The 24,955-nt window shown below is 70.5% G+C and carries 22 protein-coding genes and 3 tRNA genes; 12 read left to right on the top strand and 13 right to left on the bottom strand.

Annotation, left to right across the window (positions count from 1 at the left end; translation table 11 throughout):
• Positions 1–380: 380 nt before the first annotated feature.
• The gene (locus IE269_RS11370) at positions 381–1,232 is read right to left on the bottom strand and encodes a DUF8083 family protein (protein WP_189822707.1); all 852 of its coding nucleotides are present in this window, start codon (positions 1,230–1,232) and stop codon (positions 381–383) included.
• Between the two features lie 206 nt (positions 1,233–1,438).
• Here IE269_RS11370 and IE269_RS11365 point away from each other — a divergent pair, with 206 nt between their 5' ends.
• Together IE269_RS11365 and IE269_RS11360 are read left to right on the top strand one after the other, a co-directional pair.
• Positions 1,439–2,524 carry a Leu/Phe/Val dehydrogenase gene (locus IE269_RS11365; protein WP_189822706.1) on the top strand — a complete coding sequence of 362 codons (1,086 nt, stop codon included), beginning with the start codon at positions 1,439–1,441 and terminating at the stop codon, positions 2,522–2,524.
• 275 nt (positions 2,525–2,799) lie between these two features.
• Positions 2,800–3,048 carry a DUF3073 domain-containing protein gene (locus IE269_RS11360; protein ID WP_189822705.1) on the top strand — a complete coding sequence of 83 codons (249 nt, stop codon included), beginning with the start codon at positions 2,800–2,802 and terminating at the stop codon, positions 3,046–3,048.
• A gap of 186 nt (positions 3,049–3,234) precedes the next feature.
• On the opposite strand, the gene purM is transcribed toward IE269_RS11360, so the two are convergent.
• From purM to IE269_RS11345, 3 genes are all read right to left on the bottom strand, one after another.
• On the bottom strand, positions 3,235–4,302 hold the full coding sequence (gene purM, locus IE269_RS11355) for a phosphoribosylformylglycinamidine cyclo-ligase (RefSeq protein WP_189822704.1): 1,068 nt from the start codon (positions 4,300–4,302) through the stop codon (positions 3,235–3,237).
• A gap of 47 nt (positions 4,303–4,349) precedes the next feature.
• On the bottom strand, positions 4,350–5,876 hold the full coding sequence (gene purF / locus IE269_RS11350) for an amidophosphoribosyltransferase (protein WP_189822703.1): 1,527 nt from the start codon (positions 5,874–5,876) through the stop codon (positions 4,350–4,352).
• A gap of 115 nt (positions 5,877–5,991) precedes the next feature.
• Positions 5,992–6,831 (bottom strand): hypothetical protein, encoded by an 840-nt coding sequence (locus IE269_RS11345; RefSeq protein ID WP_189822702.1) that lies wholly within the window; start codon positions 6,829–6,831, stop codon positions 5,992–5,994.
• Between the two features lie 241 nt (positions 6,832–7,072).
• On the opposite strand from IE269_RS11345, the gene IE269_RS43755 reads away from it, so the two are divergent.
• Together IE269_RS43755 and IE269_RS11340 are read left to right on the top strand one after the other, a co-directional pair.
• Positions 7,073–7,165: a putative leader peptide gene (locus tag IE269_RS43755; RefSeq protein ID WP_368861140.1), complete on the top strand. Its 93-nt coding sequence runs from the start codon at positions 7,073–7,075 to the stop codon at positions 7,163–7,165.
• An 82-nt stretch (positions 7,166–7,247) separates the two neighbouring features.
• Positions 7,248–8,645, top strand: coding sequence for a sulfatase-like hydrolase/transferase (locus tag IE269_RS11340; RefSeq protein WP_189822701.1), 1,398 nt, complete (start codon positions 7,248–7,250; stop codon positions 8,643–8,645).
• A gap of 110 nt (positions 8,646–8,755) precedes the next feature.
• On the opposite strand, the gene IE269_RS11335 is transcribed toward IE269_RS11340, so the two are convergent.
• The 7 genes from IE269_RS11335 to purS all read right to left on the bottom strand — a co-directional run bounded on the left by IE269_RS11335 (position 8,756) and on the right by purS (position 17,081).
• Positions 8,756–9,679, bottom strand: a complete 924-nt coding sequence (locus tag IE269_RS11335; protein WP_189822700.1) for an META domain-containing protein — start codon at positions 9,677–9,679, stop codon at positions 8,756–8,758.
• A 61-nt stretch (positions 9,680–9,740) separates the two neighbouring features.
• Entirely contained in the window at positions 9,741–10,550 is an 810-nt protein-coding gene (locus IE269_RS11330) for a maleylpyruvate isomerase family mycothiol-dependent enzyme (RefSeq protein WP_189822699.1), read from the bottom strand.
• 53 nt (positions 10,551–10,603) lie between these two features.
• Positions 10,604–12,016 (bottom strand): hypothetical protein, encoded by a 1,413-nt coding sequence (locus IE269_RS11325; RefSeq protein WP_189822698.1) that lies wholly within the window; start codon positions 12,014–12,016, stop codon positions 10,604–10,606.
• Positions 12,017–12,079: 63 nt separating this feature from the next.
• A complete protein-coding gene (locus IE269_RS11320; RefSeq protein ID WP_189822697.1) occupies positions 12,080–13,669 on the bottom strand; it encodes a hypothetical protein in 1,590 nt (529 codons plus the stop codon).
• A 201-nt stretch (positions 13,670–13,870) separates the two neighbouring features.
• Positions 13,871–16,153 carry a phosphoribosylformylglycinamidine synthase subunit PurL gene (gene purL, locus IE269_RS11315; protein WP_189822696.1) on the bottom strand — a complete coding sequence of 761 codons (2,283 nt, stop codon included), beginning with the start codon at positions 16,151–16,153 and terminating at the stop codon, positions 13,871–13,873.
• Complete coding sequence (gene purQ, locus IE269_RS11310; RefSeq protein ID WP_189822695.1) at positions 16,153–16,833, bottom strand: phosphoribosylformylglycinamidine synthase subunit PurQ; 681 nt, start codon at positions 16,831–16,833, stop codon at positions 16,153–16,155. Before purQ ends, purL begins: the two co-directional genes overlap by 1 nt.
• Entirely contained in the window at positions 16,830–17,081 is a 252-nt protein-coding gene (gene purS / locus IE269_RS11305) for a phosphoribosylformylglycinamidine synthase subunit PurS (protein WP_189822694.1), read from the bottom strand. The genes purQ and purS overlap by 4 nt, the downstream gene beginning before the upstream one ends.
• Positions 17,082–17,426: 345 nt before the next feature.
• Here purS and IE269_RS11300 point away from each other — a divergent pair, with 345 nt between their 5' ends.
• The 8 genes from IE269_RS11300 (at position 17,427) to IE269_RS11265 (ending at position 22,156) form a co-directional block, all read left to right on the top strand.
• Positions 17,427–17,744, top strand: a complete 318-nt coding sequence (locus IE269_RS11300) for a histone-like nucleoid-structuring protein Lsr2 (RefSeq protein ID WP_189822693.1) — start codon at positions 17,427–17,429, stop codon at positions 17,742–17,744.
• Between the two features lie 129 nt (positions 17,745–17,873).
• Positions 17,874–17,945: transfer RNA gene (locus tag IE269_RS11295), tRNA-Gly, on the top strand.
• A 77-nt stretch (positions 17,946–18,022) separates the two neighbouring features.
• Positions 18,023–18,098 (top strand) — tRNA-Gly (locus tag IE269_RS11290).
• Positions 18,099–18,243: 145 nt separating this feature from the next.
• Entirely contained in the window at positions 18,244–19,212 is a 969-nt protein-coding gene (locus tag IE269_RS11285; protein ID WP_189822692.1) for an ABC transporter ATP-binding protein, read from the top strand.
• Positions 19,209–20,027 carry an ABC transporter permease gene (locus IE269_RS11280; protein WP_189822691.1) on the top strand — a complete coding sequence of 273 codons (819 nt, stop codon included), beginning with the start codon at positions 19,209–19,211 and terminating at the stop codon, positions 20,025–20,027. Before IE269_RS11285 ends, IE269_RS11280 begins: the two co-directional genes overlap by 4 nt.
• Positions 20,028–20,111: 84 nt before the next feature.
• Positions 20,112–21,449 carry a sensor histidine kinase gene (locus tag IE269_RS11275; RefSeq protein WP_229897569.1) on the top strand — a complete coding sequence of 446 codons (1,338 nt, stop codon included), beginning with the start codon at positions 20,112–20,114 and terminating at the stop codon, positions 21,447–21,449.
• Positions 21,446–22,057: a response regulator transcription factor gene (locus tag IE269_RS11270; protein ID WP_189822690.1), complete on the top strand. Its 612-nt coding sequence runs from the start codon at positions 21,446–21,448 to the stop codon at positions 22,055–22,057. Before IE269_RS11275 ends, IE269_RS11270 begins: the two co-directional genes overlap by 4 nt.
• 23 nt (positions 22,058–22,080) lie before the next feature.
• A tRNA-Gly gene (locus tag IE269_RS11265) sits at positions 22,081–22,156 on the top strand.
• 102 nt (positions 22,157–22,258) lie between these two features.
• On the opposite strand, the gene IE269_RS11260 is transcribed toward IE269_RS11265, so the two are convergent.
• Entirely contained in the window at positions 22,259–23,176 is a 918-nt protein-coding gene (locus tag IE269_RS11260) for a phosphoribosylaminoimidazolesuccinocarboxamide synthase (protein ID WP_189822689.1), read from the bottom strand.
• Positions 23,177–23,315: 139 nt separating this feature from the next.
• Positions 23,316–24,794 carry a N,N-dimethylformamidase beta subunit family domain-containing protein gene (locus IE269_RS11255; protein WP_189822688.1) on the bottom strand — a complete coding sequence of 493 codons (1,479 nt, stop codon included), beginning with the start codon at positions 24,792–24,794 and terminating at the stop codon, positions 23,316–23,318.
• Positions 24,795–24,955: the final 161 nt, after the last annotated feature.

Raw genomic sequence — 24,955 nt, 5'->3', positions numbered from 1 at the left:
CGACGGAATTGCCCTCTGAGGTGTTCATCCGCGACGGAAGCCGATGGACCATGCCATAGCGGACAGTTACGTCACAGTGACGATCAGTCACAGAGCGATCGGGAGTTGTCAGACCCCCCATAGCCAGCAATACCAAGCATTCCGCCCTTAGTTGGACGGAAGGAGCCCTCCCCGGACTCCTTGTCCTATTTTGACACGAGGGCGGGGGATGGACGCAAGGGGTGCTTAAGTGCCGTCCGTCACGCTTGACACAAAAGCCCGGATCAGGACGTAGGTCCCGACCCACCCGCCCATCAGTCCTCACATGTCACACGCACCACATCACGGTGTGGTTCAGATAAAGCTCAGGTTTTGCTCAAATCGTGTGCGGTATTCAGCATTCAGTTGGCGAACTGGCGGTACCGGACCGTCCGCCACCGCTCCGTGAGCCGCTCGTACGCCGCCGCAGCGCCCTCGGCGTCGCCGGCCCGCAGTGCCCCGATCCCCTCGGCGACGTCCGCCGCCGACCGGTCCTCGGCGAGGTGCGCCTCGTCGAGGACGTGGGTCAGACCCCCGTAGTCCAGTTCGACGAGGGAACGCGGGTGGAACTCCTCCAGCCACCGCCCCACGTCCACCAGACCCGTCACGAGCGGACCCTCCTCGGCCTCGCCCCCGTGCTGCCGCAGCGTCCGCAGCCCGCGTGCCACCCGACGCCTGGCCTGCACCATCGGCGTCCGGTAGCGCAGCAGCGCCCCCTCCTCGCCGTCCGCCTTGGTGAACTCCCGCTCCTCGTCCCCGAAGAGCACGAACCACCGCACCGGCACGTGCCACACCGACGTGCGGATCCACGGCCGCGCGTCCGGGTTCCGCTCCCGCCAGCGCGCGTAGTCCGCGCTCGCCTGCCGTCGCAGAAGAGGAGGCAGTACGGCGTCCAGGAGCGCGGCCGGGTAGTGCTCGGGCAGCTCCTCCAGGGCCTGCCAGCCGCGCAGTCGGGTGCGCCACGGGCACACCACCAGGACCCCGTCGGCCTCCGCCACGTACGCGTCGCCGCTCTCGTGGACCGGCACCGCGACGGGCGGGGTGGGCAGCAAGTCGGCGAGCGCGGAGCGGAGTTCGTCCTGCCCGGTGGGCAGTGCGGGGCGACGCGCGTAGCGGGCCCAGTGGGTGCGCTCCGGTTCGGGGAAGGCCGCCAGCGGTTCGTACACCCGCAAGGACGACACGTACGGGACGATCACCGATGACGCCAGGGGCACGCCTGCTCCTCACCTACCGCCGAAACTGCCGGGGCCGTAACGGCACGACTGCGGACCGGAAGCAAATCGTCCCACGGGGGTAGTCGGAAAGGGGGTGATCTCGGGCACTGGCCCCGATCGGAGGGGGTCAAGGCTCTACTCTCATGCCCATCGGCCCTCTCCACCCGCAAGAGGGCTTCACCGCCTCGTACTTGGGAGTCACCACCGTGACCGCATCTTCCGACGGCGTCCTGCACACCCTGTTCCGTTCGGAGCAGGGAGGCCACGAGCAAGTCGTGCTCTGCCAGGACCGCGCCTCCGGCCTGAAGGCCGTCATCGCCCTGCACAACACGGACCTCGGTCCGGGCCTGGGCGGCACCCGCTTCTATCCGTACGAGAGCGAGGAGGCGGCCGTCGCGGACGCCCTCAACCTCTCGCGCGGGATGTCGTACAAGAACGCCCTCGCCGGGCTCGACCACGGCGGCGGCAAGGCCGTGATCATCGGCGATCCGGAGCTGATCAAGACGGAGGAGCTGCTGCTGGCGTACGGGCGCTTCGTCGCCTCGCTCGGTGGCCGCTACGTGACGGCGTGCGACGTCGGCACGTACGTCGCGGACATGGACGTCGTGGCGCGCGAGTGCCGGTGGACGACCGGCCGCTCCCCCGAGAACGGCGGCGCGGGCGACTCGTCCGTGCTCACCGCCTTCGGCGTCTTCCAGGGCATGCGGGCCTCGGCCCAGCACCTGTGGGGCGACCCGACGCTGCGCGGCCGCAGGGTCGGCGTGGCCGGCGTCGGCAAGGTGGGGCACTACCTGGTGGAGCACCTGCTGGAGGACGGCGCGGAGGTCGTGATCACGGACGTACGGGAGGAGTCCGTACGTCGCGTCACCGACCGGCACCCCCAGGTGACGGTGGTCGCCGACACCGAGGCGCTGATCCGGGTGGAGGGCCTGGACATCTACGCGCCCTGCGCGCTGGGCGGTGCGCTGAACGACGAGAGCGTCCCGGTGCTGACCGCGTCCGTGGTGTGCGGTGCGGCCAACAACCAGCTCGCGCACCCCGGCGTCGAGAAGGACCTCCAGGACCGCGGGATCCTGTACGCGCCCGACTACGTCGTGAACGCGGGCGGGGTCATCCAGGTCGCCGACGAGCTGCACGGCTTCGACTTCGACCGGTGCAAGAAGAAGGCCGCGAAGATCTTCGACACCACGCTGCAAATCTTCGCACGTGCGAAGGAAGAGGGTGTTCCGCCGGCCGCCGCGGCCGACCGGATCGCCGAGCAGCGGATGGCCGAGGCACGCGCACGACGGTGACGGAAGGGCTCGTTCCGCCGTGGGGGAGACATGGCTCACCCCCCTCGGCGGGTCGGGCGTCAGGAAGAGGCTAAAATCGCGGTTGACCAGCGGGGACGGGGCTCCCCGCGGGCGGTGCTTCGAGGTGTCTCCTGCGGGCGGCGTACCGTATGGCCAAAGAAGCAGGTACCGTTGAAGTCCTGCGGACCGGTCTCTTCACGGAGAGCCCGTTCCCAACCATGAACGCGTGTCAAGACTCTGGGGCCGTCGAGCCCCGTCACCGAGGGGGTCGAGCCATGGGGCGCGGCCGGGCAAAGGCCAAGCAGACGAAGGTCGCCCGCCAGCTGAAGTACAGCAGCGGCGGGACTGACCTGTCGCGTCTGGCCAATGAGCTGGGCGCTTCGACTTCGCAACAGCCGCCGAATGGCGAGCCGTTCGAGGACGATGACGAGGAAGACGACCCGTACGCACAGTACGCGTCGCAGTACAACGACGATGACGACGACGATGAGTCGGGTCCTTCGTCGCAGCGCCGGGGCGCTTGACGCCTCGGTTCTGGTGCGGCCGGTTCAGTTTTGGCAGTTCTGGCGTTCGTACACCTCGAACATTTTCATAAGGTTTGAGCAGTTCCACCGGACCCGGTCCGGGGCGAGAGCCCTGGGCCGGGTTCTGTGCGTCCGCCTGCTCTTCGGCGTGCCCGGCCGGCTGGGTGCCGGCCGGGCGTCCGTGTCCTACTTGGCGTAGTCGCCGGTGAGCGCAGCGCCGTCGCGGTGGTCGCCGCGCGCGAGGATCTCGCCCGCGACCCACGACTCGACGCCCCGGTCCTCCAGCGTGGCCAGAGCGACGTCGACCGACTCCTGGGGAACGACGGCGATCATGCCGACGCCCATGTTGAGGGTCTTCTCCAGCTCCAGGCGCTCGACCTTTCCGGCCTGGCCGACGACGTCGAAGACGGCGCCGGGGGTCCAGGTGGAGCGGTCGACCGTGGCGTGCAGGTGGTCGGGGATGACCCGGGCCAGGTTGTTGGCCAGGCCGCCGCCCGTGACGTGGCTGAACGCGTGGACCTCGGCGGTGCGGGTGAGGGCCAGGCAGTCCAGCGAGTAGATCTTGGTCGGCTCGAGCAGCTCCTCGCCGAGGGTGCGGCCGAACTCGGCCACCTCGCGGTCGAGGGACCAGCCGGCGCGGTCGAAGACGACGTGCCGTACGAGCGAGTACCCGTTGGAGTGAAGACCGGAGGAGGCCATCGCGATCACCGCGTCGCCCTCCCGGATCCGGTCCGCGCCCAGGAGCTGGTCGTACTCCACGACACCGGTGCCGGCGCCCGCCACGTCGAAGTCGTCCGGGCCCAGCAGGCCCGGGTGCTCCGCCGTCTCGCCGCCGACCAGGGCGCAGCCGGCGAGGACACAGCCCTCGGCGATGCCCTTGACGATGGCGGCGACACGCTCGGGGTGCACCTTGCCGACGCAGATGTAGTCGGTCATGAACAGCGGCTCGGCACCGCAGACGACGAGGTCGTCCACGACCATGCCGACGAGGTCGTGGCCGATGGTGTCGTACACGCCCATCTGCCGGGCGAGGTCGACCTTCGTGCCGACGCCGTCGGTCGCGGAGGCGAGCAGCGGACGCTCGTAGCGCTTGAGGGCGGAGGCGTCGAAGAGACCGGCGAACCCGCCGAGGCCGCCGAGGACCTCCGGGCGCTTCGTCTTCTTCACCCACTCCTTCATCAGCTCTACGGCGCGGTCGCCGGCTTCGATGTCGACGCCCGCGGCTGCGTAGCTGGCACCAGTGGTCTCAGACATGGGAGGTGAGAACTTTCGTGTCGTACAACAGGGTGTTACGGGCGCTGCTACGGGCGACGGAGCGCGTCGGCGGCGGCCGTGTTGGCCGGGCCCGCCGCGAGTTCGGTCTCCAGGAGCTGCTTGCCGAGGAGCTCCGGGTCGGGGAGTTCCATGGGGTACTCGCCGTCGAAGCAGGCGCGGCAGAGCTTCGGCTTGTCGATCGTCGTCGACTCGATCATGCCGTCGATGGAGATGTACGCGAGCGAGTCGGCGCCCAGCGAGGTCCCGATCTCCTCGATCGTCATCCCGTTTGCGATCAGCTCGGCGCGGGTCGCGAAGTCGATGCCGAAGAAGCACGGCCACTTCACGGGCGGCGAGGAGATGCGGATGTGGATCTCCGCCGCGCCCGCCTCGCGGAGCATCTTGACCAGGGCGCGCTGGGTGTTGCCGCGGACGATGGAGTCGTCCACCACGACCAGGCGCTTGCCCTTGATGACTTCCTTGAGCGGGTTGAGCTTCAGCCGAATGCCCAGCTGGCGGATCGTCTGCGAGGGCTGGATGAAGGTCCGGCCGACGTAGGCGTTCTTGACGAGTCCGGAGCCGTACGGAATTCCGCTGGCCTCGGCGTAACCGATCGCGGCGGGGGTGCCGGATTCGGGCGTAGCTATGACGAGATCGGCCTCGGCAGGGGCTTCCTTGGCCAGTTTGCGTCCCATCTCGACCCGGCTGAGATAGACGTTGCGGCCCGCGATGTCGGTGTCGGGGCGCGCGAGGTACACGTACTCGAAGACACAGCCCTTGGGCTTTGCTTCCGCGAATCGAGAGGTGCGGAGACCGTTCTCGTCGATCGCGAGCATCTCGCCCGGCTCGACCTCGCGGACGTAGGACGCACCGCAGATGTCGAGGGCGGCGGACTCGGAGGCCACCACCCAGCCGCGCTCCAGACGGCCCAGCACCAGCGGGCGGATGCCCTGCGGGTCGCGGGCCGCGTAGAGGGTCCCCTCGTCCATGAAGACGAGGGAGAAGGCACCCATGACCTTGGGGAGGACCTTTGCGGCGGCCTCCTCCAGCTTCAGGGGCTTGCCGTCGTCGTCGGTCTGGCCCGCGAGGAGGGCCGTGACCAGGTCGGTGTCGTTGGTGGCCGCCACCTGGGTGGCACGGCCGTTCTCCTTGGGGAGCTCGGCGACCAGTTCGGCGAGTTGCGCCGTATTGACCAGGTTTCCGTTGTGGCCCAGCGCGATCGAGCCGTGCGCGGTGGCACGGAATGTCGGCTGCGCGTTCTCCCACACCGAGGCTCCGGTGGTGGAGTAGCGGGCGTGACCGACCGCGATATGGCCCTGGAGGGAGCCGAGAGAGGTTTCGTCGAAGACTTGCGAGACCAGTCCCATGTCCTTGAAGACGAGGATCTGGGACCCGTTGCTTACTGCGATACCGGCGGACTCTTGTCCCCGGTGCTGCAGTGCATACAGTCCGAAATAGGTGAGCTTGGCGACCTCTTCGCCGGGAGCCCAGACACCGAAGACGCCGCAAGCGTCCTGGGGGCCTTTCTCACCGGGGAGCAGGTCGTGGTTGAGTCGTCCATCACCACGAGGCACGGCACCGAGTGTAGGCGAGACCGAGCACTGGTCCGAATTGGGGATGCGAACAGGCCCTGACCCGGGACGAAACGGTCCTGCTGGAGCCCAGGTCAGGGCCTTGTGGAGCTGCTTTCTAGCGGACGGCGCCGAGCAGGAGGGCGTTCGCCTTCGCGGAGACGTCGGCGTCGGCCTTCAGGTGGGCGGCGGCGTTGACGTCTGCGTCTACGTCTGCCTGGACGTTCGTGTTGACCTTCGCCTTCGCGCCGAGGCCGAGGAGGCCGCCGACGGTCGCGCCGAGGTCCACGTCGAGCTTGAGGCCGAGGGCGGCCTTCAGGTCGATCTTGGCGTCGACCAGGACGACCGTCTTCACGTCGGCGAGGACCTGGCCGCCGACGAACACGTTCGCCTTGAGTGCGGTGTTGAGCTTGGCGGCGACGGCGGCGTCGAGCTTGACCGCCGCGTCCACCTTCACGGAGTTGCCGGCGACCGTCTTGGCGCTGACCGCCGGGCGGACGAACGTACCGAGCTGGACCCGGCCGGAGACGCGGGCGTCGCCCTTGAGGGTGGCGGTGATGGCGCCCGTGGTCATGTCGACGCCGAGGTCCTTGACGACCACGACGGCCTTCGCACCGACGTTGACCAGCCCGAGGCAGGTGGCGTCGAGCTTGAGCTTGCCCGCGACCTTGGCGTCGGCGGAGGCCGAGACCGTGCCCGAGTCGACGGCGGCGGTGAGGGAGGTGGCGGCGGTCAGCTGGGCCGGAACCTCGCAGTCGGCGCCGAGGTGGGCGAGGACGAGGCCCTTGGCCTTGAGGGAGGCGAGCAGGGAGGCCGAGAGGTCGACGTTCACGGTGCCGCTGGCGACGGGGACGGGACGGGGGCCGGCGCTCTCGCTCGCGTGGGCGGTGACGGGGAGGGCGGCCAGGCCCAGCGCGAGGGTGGAGGTCGCGAGGGCGGCGGTGAGGCGGTGGGACATGGGGCTTCGGTCTCCTTGCTGAGGGTCTGTCATGACGGGCCCCCAGGGGTGAGAGTGCGGCGGGCTGCCGTGGGATGCGGCCTGCGGTGCACCTCCATCAGGCAAGGTCAGGTTGCGCGGACGCGCGACTCAGGAGGGCCATGTGGGTGTCGGGGCGATCCGTGACGGGATCTCAGGGAGGTGTCCACGGGGCGGGACGATTGTTGACACGGGGAGGCGGGAGCCGACAGAGTCACGGGCCATGCAGCCCTCCGGTGACCGCTCGGTCCCGCTCGTCGCGCGCCGACACGTAGACCTGGTCCGTGTCGCCAGCGCCATCTGTCGCTGCGCCTAGTCACCCCGCACCCCTCTTTCTCACAGGTCGCCGAACTCTGTCCGGGTTCGGGCGACTTGACCTGACTTCTTCCGGAGAAGCCGTGACTTCGCGCACCCCCCTGTCCCGCCGCACCCTCGTCGGTGCCGCCGCAGCCGCCGGGCTGGCCGCCGCCGCCCCGACCGCAGAGGCGAACACCCCCGAGGAGCGGCCCTTCCGCGCCGCCGACCGCCGCAGGTCCAAGCGGCCCAACATCCTGTTCATCCTGGGCGACGACCTCGGCTGGGCCGATCTGTCCTCGTACGGCTCGCCCCACATCCGTACGCCCAACCTCGACCGGCTCGCCCGGCAGGGGGTGCGGTTCACGGATGCGTACTCCGGGTCCGCTACCTGCTCACCGACCCGGTTCAGCCTGTACACCGGCCGCTTTCCGGGGCGTACGAAGGGAGGCCTGGCCGAGCCGATAGCCGACAAGGGGGTCGGGCTCGAACCCACCCACCCCACGCTCGCCTCCCTCCTCAAGGGCGCCGGGTACTCCACCGCCCTCATCGGCAAGTGGCACTGCGGCTTCCTGCCCGACTACAGCCCGACCCGGTCCGGCTGGGACGAGTTCTTCGGGAACTTCGGCGGGGCACTGGAGTACTACTCGAAGCTGGGCGGCGACGGGACGTACGACCTCTACGAGGGCGACGCCGAGTACAAGGACCTGCGGTACTACACGCGGATCCTCACCGAGCGGGCGAGTGAGTTCGTCCGCAGGGACCACGGCGACACGCCCTGGCTGCTCAACCTCAACTTCACCACCCCGCACTGGCCGTGGATCGCCGACGGCGACGAGGAGGCGAGCGCCGAGGTCGTACGGCGGATCAAGGCCGGGGACAAGCGGGCGCTGTGGCACCAGGACGGCGGGTCCGTCGAGAAGTACACGGAGATGGTCGAGGACCTGGACCGGTCGGTCGGCGAGGTGCTGAAGGCGCTGAAGAAGTCGGGGCAGGAGGAGGACACCCTCGTCTTCTTCGCCAGCGACAACGGCGGCGAGCGCTTCTCCTACAACTGGCCGTTGAGCGGCAACAAGGGGTCGTTGCAGGAGGGCGGCATCCGGGTGCCGACCGTCGTGCGCTGGCCCGCGCGGATCGACGGGCGGCAGGTCAGTCACGTACCGGTGTTCACGCCGGACTGGACGGCGACGCTGCTGGAGATCGCGGGGGCGCGCCCCGACCGGGCGCACCCGCTGGACGGCACCTCGCTCGCCGGATACCTGCTGCGCGGCGAGCGGCTGCCGGAGCGGGACCTGTTCTGGCGGGTGCGGGGCGAGCGGGCGCTGCGGCGCGGGGAGTGGAAGTACTACCGGGGCAAGGCCGGGAAGGACCAGCTCTTCCGGCTGACGGCGGATGCGCGGGAGCAGGCGGACCTGGCGGCGGCGGAGCCCGCGCGGCTGGCCGCGCTGAAGGGCGCGTGGGAGCGGACGGATGCGGGGCTGCTGCCGTATCCGGGGGCGTGAGGCGGGGGCGAGGCCGGTGACGCAAGGGCCGGGTCCGACGCCCCCACGGCATCGGCCCCGGCCCCGGGCCCGGCTGCCCCAGCCGGGCCCGCATTCGCTTCGTACGAGCCCTACTTGTCGGCCGTGGCCTCGAGACCCACGCCGGCCGGACCGGTGAGGGAGAGGCTGCGGCCGTCCACGGTGTAGGAGACCTTGCCGGTCAGCACCTTCAGCATCTTCTTCTCGACCTCGCCCGCACCGCCCTGGCACATCATGCGCGTGGTGGCGACCCGGCCGAATTCGAGGTTGCCGCCGCTCTCCTTCGCGGTGCCGTTCAGGGAGTTGCAGCCCGTGCGGCCGCGCACCGTGCCGTCCTTGCCGAAGGTCAGATACGCCTTGCCGGCGGTGTCCTTCGGCACGGTCGCGGCGGTGGTGTCGCCGCCGCCCACGGTCTTGCGGTCGCTGAAGGAGGTCACGGTCCACTTGGTCCCGGCGAGCGGGGCGGCCGCTTCCTTCTTGGGCTTGGAGGTCAGGGCGAGGGTGTCGCCCTTCGCGGTGGTCAGGGTGAGCCGGTCGCCGTCCACCTTCGCCGTCAGCGGTTCCTTGAAGGCCTTGCGCATGGCCAGCTCGAAGTCCTGGACGTCGCAGGCCATTTGGGTTGACATCAGCTTGTCGAGGTTCACGGCGTCGCCCTTGACCGTTGCCTTGCCGGTGAAGGAGTTGCAGCCGTAGTTGCCCTTGACCGCGCCCTTGTCGTCGATCTGCACGAAGGTGTCCCTGGGCGCGGTGGCCTTCTTGCCGCCCACCGTCGAGCTCTCGACCGTCCAGCGCACCCCGGTCAGCGCGAGGTCCGTCTGCACGGTGCCCTGCCCGTCGCCCTGGCCGGCACCCTTTCTGTCGCCGGCCGCCTGCGAGCCCGGGGTCGTCTCCGTGCCGCAGGCGCTCAGCGCGAGGAGGGCCGCGGCGGTGACGGGCACTCCGAGCGCCTTCAGCGTCGTCAGCGTCTTCGGCCTCGTGGGCTTCGGCGTCTTCTTGAGCTTCGGCGTCTTCTGCATGCCGCTGTGACGGAGCGGGTGGCGGCACCGGTTCCACTTCACTCGCGGCAGGCGTTCCCTTTCATCCCAGAATCGGCAGCACCCCCACCAGATCCGCACGCTCGCCACTGGCGCTGACCTGCGCATTCTCAATCGCGGCGGCCCATTGTGTACGTCCTGTGGCAAGCCGCACCCAGGTCAGCGGGTCGGTCTCCACCACGTTCGGCGGGGTGCCGCGGGTGTGCCTCGGGCCCTCGATGCACTGCACCACCGCGAACGGCGGGATGCGCACCTCCGTGGAGGCTCCGGGGGCCTTCACGGCGAGGGCATCCGCGAGGAGGCGGGTGCAGGCGGCCAGGGCCTGCCGGTCGAAGGGGACCTCGACTCCGGTGGCCCGCGCCAGGTCGTCGCTGTGCACGACCAGCTCGACGGTGCGGGTGACGAGGAAGTCCGCGAACCGCATCGCACCGACCCGCGTCGGCACCACCCGGTCGTCGTCCGCGCCGGGCAGCGCTTCGGCGATTCCGGCCGCGGCCTTCTCGTACAACTCGGAGATCGGTGCGCTCGCGGCGATCCCCGCCGTGTCCTCCGCGACCTGCCCGGCGTGCTGCTCCGTGGCGAACGGCCAGTCCAGGAGGCCCACTTCGGCGGCGCCCGGCGACGGCTCCCCCAGGCTCCGTACGACCGAGCCCACCGCCATCGACAGGTGCGCGGCCAGCTCCCGCACCGACCACTCCCCCAGCCCGCTGGGCTGCGCGAGCTGCTCCTCGGAGAGCCCCTCGACGACCTCCCGGACCAGCCCGAACTGGGCGAGCACGGCGACCCGGGTCTTCACCGGGTCGTACGCACGGGGCTTCTTGCGGCCGGTCGCGGGGCGCGGGTTCTGTGCCATGCCTTCGAGGTTAGAGGCAGGGTCTGACAACGGCTGCCGTCAGAGAGCCGCCGTCACAGCAGACCACCGACCACGGCCGCCGCCAGGTTCGCCCCCTCGCGGCTGTTGCTCCCGCCCACCGTCATGGCGACGACCAGCGCGTTCTCACGCTCGGCGGCGTCCACCGGATCGCCGGGGGACCGCAGGTCCACCAAGTCCAGCAGGGGCAGACAGGACTGGAGAACGGCGATCTCGGCGCCCTCGGCCAGGACGCCGTACACGACCGCCTCTCCGCACCAGGCGGGGTGTTCGCCGAGGTCCTCCTCGTCGTCGTTCTCCACGCCCTCCTCGCCCTCCACGCCCTCCGCGCCCTCCTCGTCGGGCTCCTCCTGAGGCTCCCCGACCACCCACAGCAATTCGCCGTACGCGAGCGCCGTACAGTCGACGGCCGGCCCCGTCAGCTCCGTGTCGGTGGCCGCGTACAACCGCTGCCACGTGAAGTGCCCCGCCGCGAACACCCGCAGCACCGGCTGCTCACCCCTGCGCAGTGCCCGCCGCGCCAGGTGCAGTTGGAGGCCCTTGGCCAGCAGGAGAACACCGGTGACCAGGAAGGGCAGCGCGCCCATCTGCTGGCCGACGGCGTCGTAGCCTTCAGCGGCCAGGCGCGGTGGGCCCTCGTCGCTCAGTACGGTCACCCGCGAGCCCACGGGGTGCTCCAGCGGGTACAGCGAGGACAGGGTCCGCTCCCTGCCGTCCGCCGTCCGCACGCGCACCGTTCCGCCGTCGTCCTCGTCCAGGTCGACCGTTTCGAGGACGGTCGCGACCGTACGGGTGGCCTTCGCGTCCCGGGCGTCGGAGGCCGACGTGGCGAGCGCACCCCAGGCCAGAAGCCCACCGGCCACCACCAGCAGTGCGGTTGCGGCCCACAGCCTGCGGACCGCCCTGCCGTCGCGGCCGAACCCCTTGGGCAGCGGCGCGGTACGCCCCTGCGCCGCCTTCAGGAACAGCGCACGCTGACGGCGTCGGGCCCGCAGGCGCACGATCACCGCGACGAGGGCGAGCAGTGAACCGGCCGTCATCAGCCCTTCGCCGATCAGGTCGGCCTGTAGGTCTTCCGTGGTGACGTCGGGCCTGCCCGTCAGTATGAGCACCGGGACCGCGGGGAGCAGCCAGAGGGCGACCCCGGGCAGCCGGAGACAGCAGTACGGGAGCACGACGAAGAAGGCCAGCACCAGATAGCCGGCCCAGTCGGTCCCGCACGGGGCCGCCTCCGTGCACACGTAAGCAGTGTCGGCGGCAACGAGAAAGACCGCGCCCGCCAGCAGGAACAATGCCAGCCCCCACGACACCACGCGCGGCCGCGCCCACCACGGCACGCCCTCGGCACGCCACGCGCGGGCGTCCTCACTGCTCCAGGACACGGCGTCGGGGGCCTGCGCGGCCGGAGGCAGGGTGGAGCGCGGAGGTATCGGAACAGGACTGGTCATGTGCGAAGTATCGGTGCGACAACCGCTCCCTGTCCCGGGAGTTGATCGCCCCGTCGCCACCCCTCAGAACAACCAGTACACGCACGCCCCCAACGCCAGCACCCCCGCCACCAGCACCGGCCCCAGCGGCATCCCCTGTTCCGCCGTCGTGCTCTCCCGCGTGGGCCGCAGCCCCGGGTCGGCCAGCATCGCGCGCACCGCCTCCGCCGCATGCCCGGCCGTGTGCCCGGCGGCGGTGCGGTGGTCCAGCCGCGTCCACCCGGTGGGGCGCAGCGCGACGCCCTCGCCCTCACCCCCGCGCAGTACGAAGCTGTCATTGGCGGTGTCGACCTTCTCGATCTCCTCCCAGCGCACCAGCTTCACCCGCCAGGCCCCCGCCACCCAGACCCCCGAACGGTCGGCGGTCACCCGCCAGTTGAGCGCCGTCGCGGCGGCCGTCAGCCAGAACGGCAGCGAGACCACCGCCATCCACCACGACAGGGACATCTCCCCCGTCAGCAGGTTGAACACCGCCCCCGCCGACATGACCAGGAAGAACACCCCCAGCCCCCGCCCGACCGTCCCGGCGGCCCACTGCCGGACCCCGCTCCCCGACGCGACGTTCTCCACGGTGCTGTTGTCCCTCTCCACTCTTCTTGTACGAGTCGTACGCTCCGGGCGGCCCGCCGCCCCCCGCACCACCTCGACCCGCCCCTCGGGCCCGTCGACCGCGCCCACGCACACCAACTCCGAGCCGGAAGCGGGAATTCCGTACAGAACGGCCTCCCGCAGCGGGCGCGGCCCGAGGCCCTCGGGCCGCCCGGCCGACCCGCCCGCGTACCCGCCCCGCCCCCGGAAACCGAGCAGCGGCTCGGCCCCGGCCGTGTCGTCGGCGGCGTACACCAGGGTCCTGCCGTCCACGTCCTCCCGCACCAGGACCCGCAGGACGGGCTGGGGACTGCGGCGCAGACGTACGGCGGCACGCCACTCGGCCAGGGCATGGACCAGCAGGCCGGTGCCGAGGGTGCCGGCGACCAGGAACACCCACTTCGACTCCGCCGCCCACCAGTCACTCGCCCAGACGTACACCGCCACCGCGAGCAGCACCGCCCCCGCGCCCGGCACCAACCACGGACGGCCACGCACCGGCACATCAGGCACCGGATGGCGCTCCGCACCGGCAGCCTCCACCACCAGCGCCCGCTGCCGTGACCGCGCCCGGACCCGGTGCAGCAGGTGCAGCCCGACCAGAACGGCCACCGCCCCGACCATGATCCGCGCGGCCGGAACCGTGTCCGCCATCCCCTCGTCGAGGAACAGTGCGGCGGCGGTCAGCGGGGCGAGCACGCCGAGCGCGAGGGCGGGGCGACGCCAGATCCAGTACGCCTCCAGCAGCACGAGCCCCTGGAACACCGTGGGCAGCACCCACGCCCAGAGGGTCCCGAAGGACCAGGAACCGTCCCCGGTGAATTCCCCGGCGTAGGTCGAGACGAGCACATGGGACTCCCTCATCGGGACGTACGACCCCCGATAGACCACCCCGTCCGGCACCGCCCCGAACACCCCGAAGGCGACCCGCTCCGCCTCCGGCAACGGCAGCAACCACACCACCACCCCCGCCAGCCCCAGCACCACCAGCGCCCACACCGGCCGCGCCCACCACCGCGCGGACACCGCCGCCGGCCAGCGCCTGGCGTCGGCGGACCGCCAGAGGGCCGCACCCTCGGGTATACGCGCACCCGGAAGCCGTACGGGAGAAGGAAATTGATCACTCACCCGCGCATTATGACCACGCGCCCGGACACCTACGGATGCGGCCCCGTCCCGGTCTCCCCGGGCGGGGCCGCACTCATACGAGACTCACTCCGCGCGAACTCAGGCCAGCAGACCCGGAATCGTCGCCTCGTGCGCGTCCTTCAGCTCGCTCAGCGGGATGCTGAACTGGCCCTGGACCTCGATGTCCGTACCGTCCACGACACCGATGCGCGTGACCGGCAGACCGCGCGCCCCGCACATGTCGTTGAAGCGGAGCTCCTCGCTCCGCGGGATCGACACGACCGCACGGCCCGCCGACTCCGAGAAGAGGAAGACGAACGGGTCGAGCCCGTCCGGGACCACCAGCCGCGCACCCTTCCCGCCGCGCAGGCAGGACTCGGTGACGGCCTGGATGAGGCCACCGTCCGAAAGGTCGTGGGCGGCGTCGACCATGCCGTCGCGCGACGCCGAGATCAGGATCTCCGCGAGCAGCTTCTCGCGTGCCAGGTCGACCTTCGGCGGCATGCCGCCGAGGTGGCCGTGCACGACCTCCGACCAGGCGGAGCCGCCCAGTTCCTCGTGGGTGTCACCGAGGAGGTAGAGGAGCTGGCCCTCCTGCGCGAAGGCCATCGGCGTACGGCGTGCGACGTCGTCGATCACACCGAGGACCGCGACGACGGGCGTCGGGTGGATCGCCGTCTCACCGGTCTGGTTGTAGAGGGAGACGTTGCCGCCGGTGACCGGGGTGCCCAGTTCCAGGCAGCCGTCCGCGAGACCGCGCGTGGCCTCCGCGAACTGCCACATCACGTCCGGGTCCTCGGGGGAACCGAAGTTGAGGCAGTCCGAGATCGCGAGCGGCTTCGCACCGGTCGTCGCGACGTTCCGGTACGACTCGGCGAGCGCCAACTGCGCGCCCGTGTACGGGTCCAGCTTGGCGTAACGCCCGTTGCCGTCCGTAGCCATCGTGACGCCGAGACCGGTCTCCGCGTCGATGCGCACCATGCCCGCGTCCTCGGGCATGGCCAGCACCGTGTTGCCCTGCACGAAGCGGTCGTACTGCTCCGTGATCCACGCCTTGGAGGCCTGGTTGGGCGAGGCGACCAGCTTGAGGACCTGCTCGCGCAGTTCCTCCGAAGTGGCCGGGCGCGGCAGCTTGTTCGCGTCGTCCGCCTGGAGGGCGTCCTGCCAGGAGGGACGGGCGTACGGCCGGTGGTAGGTCGGGCCCTCGTGGGCCACGGACCGCGGCGGTACGTCCACGATCTGCTCGCCGTGCCAGAAGATCTCCAGCTGCGAGCCCTCGGTCACCTCACCGATGACGGTGGCGATGACGTCCCACTTCTCGCAGATCTCCAGGAAGCGGTCCACGTGCTGCGGCTCGACGATCGCGCACATGCGCTCCTGCGACTCGCTCATGAGGATTTCCTCGGGCGAGAGCGTCGCATCACGCAGCGGTACGGTGTCCAGCTCGACCCGCATGCCCCCGGAACCGGCCGAGGCCAACTCCGAAGTGGCGCAGGAGAGTCCGGCGCCGCCCAGGTCCTGGATGCCCGCGACCAGCTTCTCCTTGAAGATCTCCAGGGTGCACTCGATGAGGAGCTTCTCCTGGAAGGGGTCGCCGACCTGGACGGCGGGGCGCTTCGTCGGCTTCGCGTCGTCGAAGGTCTCGGAGGCGAGGACCGAGACGCCGCCGATGCCGTCGCCGCCCGTGCGGGCGCCGTACAGGATGACCTTGTTGCCCGGGCCCGACGCCTGCGCGAGGTGAATGTCCTCGTGCTTCATGACGCCGATGCAGCCGGCGTTCACGAGGGGGTTGCCCTGGTAGCAGGCGTCGAAGACGACCTCGCCGCCGATGTTCGGCAGGCCGAGGCAGTTTCCGTAGCCGCCGATGCCCGCGACGACGCCCGGCAGGACGCGCTTGGTGTCGGGGTGGTCGGCCGCGCCGAAGCGCAGCGGGTCGACGACCGCGACCGGACGCGCGCCCATGGCGAGGATGTCGCGGACGATGCCGCCGACGCCGGTGGCCGCGCCCTGGTAGGGCTCGATGTACGAGGGGTGGTTGTGCGACTCGACCTTGAAGGTGACCGCGTAACCCTGGCCGACGTCGACGACACCGGCGTTCTCGCCGATCCCGACGAGCATGGCGTCGTTGGCGGGGACCTTCTCGCCGAACTGCTTGAGGTGGACCTTGCTGCTCTTGTAGGAGCAGTGCTCGGACCACATCACGGAGTACATGGCGAGCTCGGCGCCGGTGGGACGGCGGCCGAGGATCTCGCGGATCTTGGCGTACTCGTCCTCCTTGAGGCCGAGTTCCTTCCAGGGCTGCTCGACCTCGGGGGTCTCGCTCGCGTGCTTGACGGTGTCCAGGCTGTGCTTGATTGCGCCTTCGCTGCGCTCAGTCGTCATCAGGCGTTGACCAGCTTCTTCAGGATCGAGGTGAAGAACCCGAGCCCGTCGGTACGGCCCGTACCGATCAGCGGCTCGACGGCGTGCTCGGGGTGCGGCATCAGTCCGACGACGTTGCCCGCCGCGTTCGTGATCCCGGCGATGTCCCGCAGCGAGCCGTTGGGGTTGCCGTCCAGGTAGCGGAACGCCACCCGGCCCTCCGCCTCCAGCTCGTCGAGCGTGCGCTCGTCGGCGACGTACCGGCCGTCCATGTTCTTCAGCGGTACGGAGATCTCCTGGCCCTGCTCGTAATCGAGGGTCCAGGCGGTCTCCGCGTTCTCCACCCGCAGCTTCTGGTCGCGGCAGATGAAGTGGAGGTGGTTGTTGCGGAGCATCGCGCCGGGCAGCAGGTGGGCCTCGGTGAGGATCTGGAAGCCGTTGCAGATGCCCAGGACCGGCATACCGGCCTTCGCCTGCTCGATGATCGTGTCCATCACCGGCGAGAAGCGCGAAATGGCGCCGGCCCGCAGGTAGTCGCCGTAGGAGAACCCTCCGGCGAGGACCACCGCGTCGACCTGGTGGAGGTCCTTGTCGCGGTGCCAGAGGGACACCGGCTCGGCCCCGGCGAGGCGGACGGCGCGCAGCGCGTCCTGGTCGTCGAGCGTGCCGGGGAAGGTGACGACTCCGATGCGAGAAGTCACTTCTCCTCCTCCACCCTCACGGTGAAGTCCTCGATGACGGTGTTGGCGAGGAACGTTTCGGCCATCTCGTGGATGCGGGTGAGGGCGGCGTCGTCGACCGGCCCCTCCACCTCCAGCTCGAAACGCTTCCCCTGGCGGACGTCCGCGATTCCTTCGAAGCCGAGACGGGGCAGTGCACGCTGCACCGCCTGTCCCTGCGGGTCGAGGATCTCGGGCTTGAGCATGACGTCGACTACGACGCGTGCCACTGGCACTCCCGGTGTGGTGTGGTGCTTAAGGCGGTTTCACCAGCGTACCCGCCCAAAAATTCTACGCGGGTAGATATCCCCTCGAACGATCACGTTCCGGTATCGGCGCCGACAACGCGGGGAAAAATCAGGGAAAAAAGCGGCACCCCTCATTGCCCTCGGACACGCGGACGGAATTGACTGGGCTTCACAATGCAATGCCTCCCCCTGTACAAAGGAATACAAGGGAAAGCAACATTGCCGTCGCCTTGCTTCAAAACCGTCGGAAGGCCGACATCGCCGCACGTCAGCGCGGTGACATCGGCGCTCGCGCCGGTACTCGTCCGCTAGGAAGGACCGATATCCGTGGCTCAACGCACTGTGGTCACGCTCTTCGACGACATCGACGGAGGAGAAGCAGCGGAAACGGTGACCTTCGGCCTCGACGGGAAGTCGTACGAGATCGACCTCAATCCCGCCAATGCAAAGAAACTGCGTGCCGCACTGAAGCCCTACGTGACGGCGGCGCGAAAGCACTCGAAGTCGGGCAATGTGTACCGGCACACCTCGGTGGCGCCCGACCCGGCCGCCGTGCGCGCCTGGGCCCGCTCGCACCGCATGGAGGTGCCGGCCAGGGGCCGCATCCCGAAGAAGGTCTACGAGGCGTTCGCCGAAGCCTCCTGACGGAACGACAGGTGTCCGGGCCGCCCCCGCGAGGTCGGCCGGAACCGATTTGCATCGCACCCCGGTACCTGGGCTAAAGTCTGGAGCACGCCGAAGGGCAAGGCCGCAAGGCCCCGCCTCACGCAGCGTGCGGGTGTAGTTCAGTAGCAGAACATCCCCCTTCCAGGGGGAAGGCGCAGTGTGCAATTCCTGTCACCCGCTCTGCATCGCCTCAACCGGTTTCCGGAAGCCCCGGAGCATCGGGTAGGGTGAGCAAGCAACACCACGCACCACCCCTTGCGGACGTAGCTCAGTTGGTAGAGCGCAACCTTGCCAAGGTTGAGGTCGCCAGTTCGAACCTGGTCGTCCGCTCCAGAAGTCAGAAGGCCCCCGTCATTGCGACGGGGGCCTTCTGCGTATGCGGGCGTATGTGTGGGCCTTGATCGCTCATGACATTTGTCATCGGGAGTCATGACAGCCCGCACTGCCGCCGGCCCCCGGCCGGCGGGAGCCTTGAGACATGACCACCCACGCAGAGCTTGTCATCGACGTCGAAGGGCTCCGGCGGACCTACGCCGGAGGGTTCGAAGCCGTCCGATCCGTCTCCTTCTCCGTGGGGCGCGGCGAACTCTTCGCGCTCCTCGGGACGAACGGCGCGGGCAAGACCTCCACGCTGGAGCTGCTCGAAGGGCTCGCCGAGCCGAGCGGCGGCCGGGTCCGGGTCCTGGGGCACCACCCGTACACGGAGCGCGCGAAGGTGCGCCCCCGCGTGGGTGTGATGCTCCAGGAGGGCGGATTCCCGGCCCAGTTGACGGTGCTGGAGACCGCGCGGATGTGGGCCGGCTGCACGAGCGGGGCGCGTCCGGTCGAGGAAGCACTGGAGCTGGTGGGCCTGAGCAAGCGCCTTGCCGTACGGGTCAAGCAGTTGTCCGGCGGTGAGCGGCGGCGACTGGACCTGGCCATGGCGGTGCTCGGGCGGCCCGAGGTGCTCTTCCTGGACGAGCCGACGACCGGTCTGGACGCCGAAGGGCGGCACGCCACCTGGGAGTTGGTGCGGGAGCTGCGCGACCAGGGCACGACCGTCCTGCTGACCACGCACTACCTCGAAGAGGCCGAGGAGCTGGCCGACCGGCTGGCGATCATGCACGAGGGCCGGATCGCCGCCGAGGGGCGGGTGGACGAGGTGGTCGCCGCACACCCGTCGCGGATCAGCTTCGAGCTGCCGGAGGGCTACCACATGGGAGACCTGCCGCCGCTCGGCCAGCTCGGTGTCACGGAACACCAACTGACCGGAAAGACCGTCCAGTTGAGCACTCCACAGCTCCAGCGGTCGGCGACCGGGCTGCTGGTCTGGGCAGAGGCCGCAGGGGTGCAGCTGCGCGGGCTCGACGTGCGGTCGGCCTCGCTGGAGGAGGCCTTCCTGCACATCGCCCGGGACGCGAGGACGACGACGGACACGACGAAGAGGGAAGAGGTGGCGGCGCGATGAGCACGACGACACTGACGCAGGGCACGCACGCGACGGGGTCGGCCGGTCCGCGCACCACACCGGTGGGCCGCATGGCGACGCTGGCCAGGGCCGAGCTGACCCTCCTGGGCCGGAACAGGTCCTCGCTGGTCATGGTGCTGGTGATGCCGATCGTCCTGACCTTCTCGTCCTGGTCGGCCGCCAGGGGCATGGACCTCGACAAGATGGGGCTGTCCATCGGCACGATGGTGATCCCCACCTCGGTCGCGTACGTCCTGATCTTCGGGATCTACACCACGCTGGTCGCCACCTACGTCGCCCGCCGCGAGGAGCTCGTCCTGAAGCGGCTGCGCACCGGGGAGCCGGGCGACCTGGAGATCCTGGCGGGCACCTCGGTGGCCGCGCTGGCGACCGCTCTCGTGCAGTGCCTGGTGCTGATCGTGGCGGGGGCCCTGGTGCTCGGCGTGAAGATGCCGTCCAACCTGCTGTTCGTGGTGGTGGGCATCGTCTTCGGCATCGCACTGGCCGCGCTGCTCGCCACGGCGACGGCGGCCTTCACCAAGTCGGTGGAGAGCTCGCAGCTCACGGTCGCGCCGGTCATGCTGGTCTCGATGTTCGGCTCCGGGCTGATCTTCCCGCTGGAGGTACTGCCCGACACCGCCGCCCGGATCTGCGAACTGCTGCCGCTGTCCCCCGTGGTGGAGCTGATGCGGGGCGGCTGGTCCGGCAGTCTGACCTGGTCGGGCGGGCTCGGTGCGATGGCCATCGCGGCGGCCTGGATCGTACTGTCGGCGTACACGGTCAAGAAGCGGTTCCGCTGGGAGCCGCGACGGTAGGACCGGCCCGCGGCCCCCGTCCCGACCTGGGGCGGGGGCCGTTTTCCGGGGAGCGGGCCGGCTTTCGAGAGAGTGGTGACGGGGATGAAGGGCTTCTGGCGGGGGCGCGGCGGGGCCGCCAAGATGGACCTGTACATGCGGATCACGCTGTACGGGATTCCGTGGTTCCTGTTCCTCGGAGTCATCGGCCCCCTCGTCGCCGGGCTGGCCCGCGGCGACGGCCCGCCCTGGGTCGGCGAGGGGCTGCTCGCGGTGGCCTTCGCGCTGAACGTGCTCTCGATGCACGCCGTCAGCCGCGGCATGGCCCACCACCGGCACGGGGACCCCGCGCCCCGGCGGACGGCCGTGGTGGCGTTGGCGCTGGGTGTGGCGTTCACGGCTCTGGCGGTGACGTACCAGCTCACCGGCGGCTTCGGCGCGGCGGGCAAGGACGGCGCGGACCTGACGCTGGTCATGATGCTCGGCCTGACCCCGGTGGCGATGTGCGCGTTCACCCTCTCGACGGTCGGCCGTCTGACGCTGGCGACGTTCGCGGCGGCGGTGCTCTCGGGGCTGGCCGTCCAGGTGATCACCGGGAACGATCCGGTCGCCGTGATCACCGTGGTCGCGATCCTGCTGGCGGGCCTGTACGGGCTGGCGGCGTTCCGCTCCTCGCTCTGGTTCGTCTCCACCGTCTGGGAGCTCGACCGGGCCCGCGACACCGAGGCCCGGCTCGCCGTCGCCGAGGAGCGGCTGCGGTTCGGGCGGGACCTGCACGACGTGATGGGCCGCAACCTCGCCGTCATCGCGCTGAAGAGCGAGCTGGCGGTGCAGCTCGCCGAGCGGGGCAGGCCCGAGGCCGTCGCGCAGATGGCGGAGGTGCAGCGGATCGCGCAGGAGTCGCAGCGCGAGGTGCGGGCGGTCGTGCGCGGGTACCGCGAGGCCGATCTGCGCAACGAGATCGAGGGGGCGCGCGGGGTGCTGGCCGCCGCCGGCATCAGCTGCGTCGTCGAGGACGGCCTCGCCGCGGACCTGTCCGCCGGGGTGCAGTCCGCGCTCGGCTGGGTGGTCCGCGAGACCACCACGAACGTCCTGCGGCACGGCAATCCCAAGAGCTGCACCCTGCGCCTGACCTCGGACGGGGTGCGCGCGGTGCTGGTCGTCGAGAACGACGGGGCGAACGGCGAAGCCGCCGTCGGCCCGTCCGGCTCGGGCATGGCGGGGCTGCGCGAACGGCTCGCGGCGGTGGGCGGCACGCTGGTCGCCGGGGCCGAGGAGAACGGCCTGTTCCGGGTGCGGGCGGAGGTCCCGCTGACCGCCCCGGACGACACGGACACACGTACGGACAAGGAAGCCGAGGGCATGACCCCGCAAGCAAGCACTCCCCGCACGGGCACGGCGAGGTTCCTGGGGCGCCTGGGCACGCGGGCGGGTGCCGCATGAGCGCCGTACGCGTACTGCTCGCCGACGACGAGCACCTGATCCGGGGGGCGCTGGCCGCGCTGCTCGCGCTGGAGGACGACCTGGAGGTGGTCGCGGAGGCCGCCACCGGGCCCGAGGCGCTGGCCATGGCGCTCCAGCACCGGCCGGACGTGGCGGTGCTGGATCTCCAGATGCCGGGTCTTGACGGTGTGGCGGTGGCCACATCGCTGCGCACCGAACTGCCCGACTGCAAGACCATGATCGTGACCAGTCACGGGCTGCCGGGGCACCTGAAGCGGGCGCTCGCGGCGGGGGTGCGGGGGTTCGTGCCGAAGACCGTGAGCGCGCAGCGGCTGGCCGAGATCATCCGTACCGTACAAGCCGGAAACCGTTATGTGGACCCGGAGTTGGCGGCCGACGCCATCGCCGCCGGGGACTCGCCGCTGACCGCCCGGGAGGCCGAGGTGCTGGAGCTGGCGGCGCACGGGGCGCCGGTCGCGGAGATCGCCGAGCGGGCCGCGCTGAGCCAGGGGACGGTACGGAACTACCTGTCGTCGGCGGCGTCGAAACTGGGGGCGGAGAACCGTCATGCGGCAGTGCGTCTCGCACGGGAGCGAGGTTGGGTATAGTTGTCCTCGCGCCACGGCGCAACGCGGACGTAGCTCAGTTGGTAGAGCGCAACCTTGCCAAGGTTGAGGTCGCCAGTTCGAACCTGGTCGTCCGCTCCAGAGAAGGAAGAAGGCCCCGGTCATTGCGACCGGGGCCTTCTTCGTGTGCCGTGACTTTGTGTGCCGTGGGGCCCCGGGTTGTGCCGGGGCCCCTTCGGCGTACTACGACCAGCTCTGGCCGGTCAGGCGCTCGTACGCCTCGGTGTACTTGGCGCGGGAGGCGTCCACGATCTCCTGCGGGAGGGCGGGCGGCGGGTTCTCCGACTTGGGGTCCCAGCCGGAGGCCTCGGAGGACAGCCAGTCGCGGATGAACTGCTTGTCGAAGGACTTCTGCGCGCGGCCCGGCTGCCAGGTGTCGGCGGGCCAGAAGCGGGAGGAGTCCGGGGTGAGGACCTCGTCCGCGATGACCAGTTGCTCGCCGTCGCCGGAGGCGGCCGGCTCGTAACCGAACTCGAACTTGGTGTCGGCGAGGATGATGCCCCGGTCGCGGGCGATGTCGCGGGCCCGGCCGTACACCGCGAGGGTGGCCTGACGGAGCTGGGCGGCGGTCTCGGCGCCGACCTGGCGGGCGACCTCCTCGTAGCTCACGTTCTCGTCGTGGTCGCCGACGGCGGCCTTGGTGGCGGGCGTGAAGATCGGCGCGGGCAGCTCCGAGCCGTTCTCCAGGCCCTCGGGGAGGGCGAGGCCGCAGACCGTACGCGATTCCTTGTACTCGACCAGTCCGGAGCCGGTGAGGTAGCCGCGGGCGACGCACTCGACGGGGACCATGCGCAGCGACTTGCAGACCAGCGTGCGGCCGGCCCAGTCTGCGGGGGCTCCCTCGGGCACGTCCGTGGACAGGACGTGGTTGGGGACGAGGTCCGCGAGCTGGTCGAACCACCACAGCGAGAGCTGGGTGAGGATGCGGCCCTTGTCGGGGATGTCGGTGGGCAGCACCCAGTCGAAGGCGCTGGTGCGGTCGCTGGCGACCATCACGAGGTCGCCCGCCTCGTTCTGGTACAGGTCGCGCACCTTGCCGGTGTGCAGGTGTACCAGGCCCGGCACCTGTTGGGGTTCGGGCTTTACTACGAATCCGGACACGGTTCCTCCCCGTGGTTATGGCCAATCGGTCTCGATTCTCCCGTATGCGCGGGGGAAGTCCCCGGTCAGGGTGGCCGGGGCGCGCGGACGGGGTGTGCGTGGGGGGTGTTCCTCGGTCGGGCTCCGGGTGCCTTCTGGCTCAGGTGCCCTTGGCGATGCGGTCCAGGAGGTTGGCGGTGGCCTTCTGGATGCGGGGGTCGACGTGGCCGGGGCGGTCGAGGGCCGGGGACCAGGCGAAGGTGCCGGAGGCGAAGACCAGGGCGCCGCTGGGGGCGCGGTAGAGGGAGGTCTCCTGGTGGCGCAGGGCGCCCTCGCCGTCGCGGTACGGGGAGTGGGCGAGCAGGATGCGGCCCCGGTGCTCGGGCAGGGCCGTGCGCGGGAAGTAGCGGTCGGCCTCGCCCGCGACCAGGCCCTCGATCTCGTCGCCCTCGCCCGCGCCGGTGCCCTCCCACAGCCAGTGCTCGGCGTTGCGCACGACCAGGGGGCTCGGCTCGGGGACTCTTCCCGCGTACTGGATGCCCATCAGCTGCTGCTCGGGCTTGTCGACCTCGCGCCACAGGGCGGGCTTTCCGGGGCCCCGGCGCTTGCGGCAGGACAGCAGGCGGTCGGGGACGCCGGAGGGGGCGGGGCCCAGCTCGACCTGCCAGTACATGGTGTTGGCGGAGAGGAAGACCAGGGAGGTGCCCTCGTCGCGGGCCTGCTCGGCGGCGCGGCGCATGGGCACCGACCAGTACTCGTCGTGGCCGGGGAAGATCAGGCCCCGGTAGCGGGAGGTGTCGACGCGGCCGGCGTGCAGGTCGCGGGCGTCGGCGTAGGCGAGGTCGTAGCCGTAGCGCTCGGCCCAGCGGATGAAGTCGTACGCGTGCCCCACGTGCAGCGGAAGGCCCTGGCCCGCGTAGGGGCGGTCGAAGGAGACGGTGGTGGCGGCCTGCTCCTCGCCCAGCAGCCGGCCGTTCTCGTCCCAGGCGTGGTAGAGGCTGGCGCCCGTGCGGCCGTCCTCGGGAAAGAGGTTGTACGCCTGCCATGTGACGTCCGGCAGGAGCAGCAGGAAGTCGGCGGGGCGGTCGTCGCGGACGGTGAAGGGGACGTGGGTGCGGTGGCCGTCGGCGCTGGTCAGCACGGCGACGTACGCACCGAGGCTCCAGTACGAGGGGATCTGGAGCCGCCAGGACTGCCACCAGTGGTGGCAGGAGACCGTGCGGTCGACAGTGAGGGGGGCGGGCTGGACGATGCCGGAGAGGCGGGGGCTGGTGTCGACCTTCTGGGCGCCGGCGCCGCTGTAGTGGCCGATCCGGTAGACGTAGACCGAGAATTCCTGCGGCGGATTGACCGTGACGTGGAAGTCAACGGCACCGCCGGGCTGGACGGAGCCGGAGGACGTGAAGCCCTTGATCTGGCAGTTCACGTCGTCGGCGGCGCGGGGGCCCGAGGTGCGCCGGGGCGGCGGGACCTTGGCGCCGGTGGCCGGGTCCAGGTCCGCGTACCAGGGGACGACCGTGCCGTCGGCGTCGAAGTACTGGTCGCCGCCGCGCAGCCAGGGCAGGGGGCCCTGCCCGAAGGGATCCGACACGGCGTGCGCGAGCGCCCCCGAGTCCCAGCGATTCTGCTCCGGCGCCACGTCACGCCCCTCCCTGGGTTCCCTCCGGCACCACGGGCCGCATCGGCGTCCGTGACAACAGTGGTACGTCAGCTGTCAGCTCCAAGAGCCCAGCACATCACATAAAGCACGCACTCCGTCACCGTTCGTCGCGAATTGGCGTGAACCGGAACTTGGTACTC

The sequence above is a fragment of the Streptomyces spiroverticillatus genome, assembly GCA_014650415.1.
Lineage (GTDB): Bacteria > Actinomycetota > Actinomycetes > Streptomycetales > Streptomycetaceae > Streptomyces > Streptomyces spiroverticillatus.
This window is presented reverse-complemented; position numbering and strand designations above follow the sequence as displayed.

Bases quoted from the DNA above. Each gene is read 5' to 3' on its own strand.
- IE269_RS11360 (WP_189822705.1), top strand. From the start codon at position 2,800: ATGGGGCGCGGCCGGGCAAAGGCCAAGCAGACGAAGGTCGCCCGCCAG.
- purM (WP_189822704.1), bottom strand. From the start codon at position 4,302: ATGTCTGAGACCACTGGTGCCAGCTACGCAGCCGCGGGCGTCGACATC.
- IE269_RS11345 (WP_189822702.1), bottom strand. From the start codon at position 6,831: ATGTCCCACCGCCTCACCGCCGCCCTCGCGACCTCCACCCTCGCGCTG.
- IE269_RS43755 (WP_368861140.1), top strand. From the start codon at position 7,073: ATGCAGCCCTCCGGTGACCGCTCGGTCCCGCTCGTCGCGCGCCGACAC.
- IE269_RS11335 (WP_189822700.1), bottom strand. From the start codon at position 9,679: ATGCAGAAGACGCCGAAGCTCAAGAAGACGCCGAAGCCCACGAGGCCG.
- IE269_RS11330 (WP_189822699.1), bottom strand. From the start codon at position 10,550: ATGGCACAGAACCCGCGCCCCGCGACCGGCCGCAAGAAGCCCCGTGCG.
- IE269_RS11325 (WP_189822698.1), bottom strand. From the start codon at position 12,016: ATGACCAGTCCTGTTCCGATACCTCCGCGCTCCACCCTGCCTCCGGCC.
- purL (WP_189822696.1), bottom strand. From the start codon at position 16,153: ATGACGACTGAGCGCAGCGAAGGCGCAATCAAGCACAGCCTGGACACC.
- IE269_RS11285 (WP_189822692.1), top strand. From the start codon at position 18,244: ATGACCACCCACGCAGAGCTTGTCATCGACGTCGAAGGGCTCCGGCGG.
- IE269_RS11280 (WP_189822691.1), top strand. From the start codon at position 19,209: ATGAGCACGACGACACTGACGCAGGGCACGCACGCGACGGGGTCGGCC.
- IE269_RS11275 (WP_229897569.1), top strand. From the start codon at position 20,112: ATGAAGGGCTTCTGGCGGGGGCGCGGCGGGGCCGCCAAGATGGACCTG.
- IE269_RS11270 (WP_189822690.1), top strand. From the start codon at position 21,446: ATGAGCGCCGTACGCGTACTGCTCGCCGACGACGAGCACCTGATCCGG.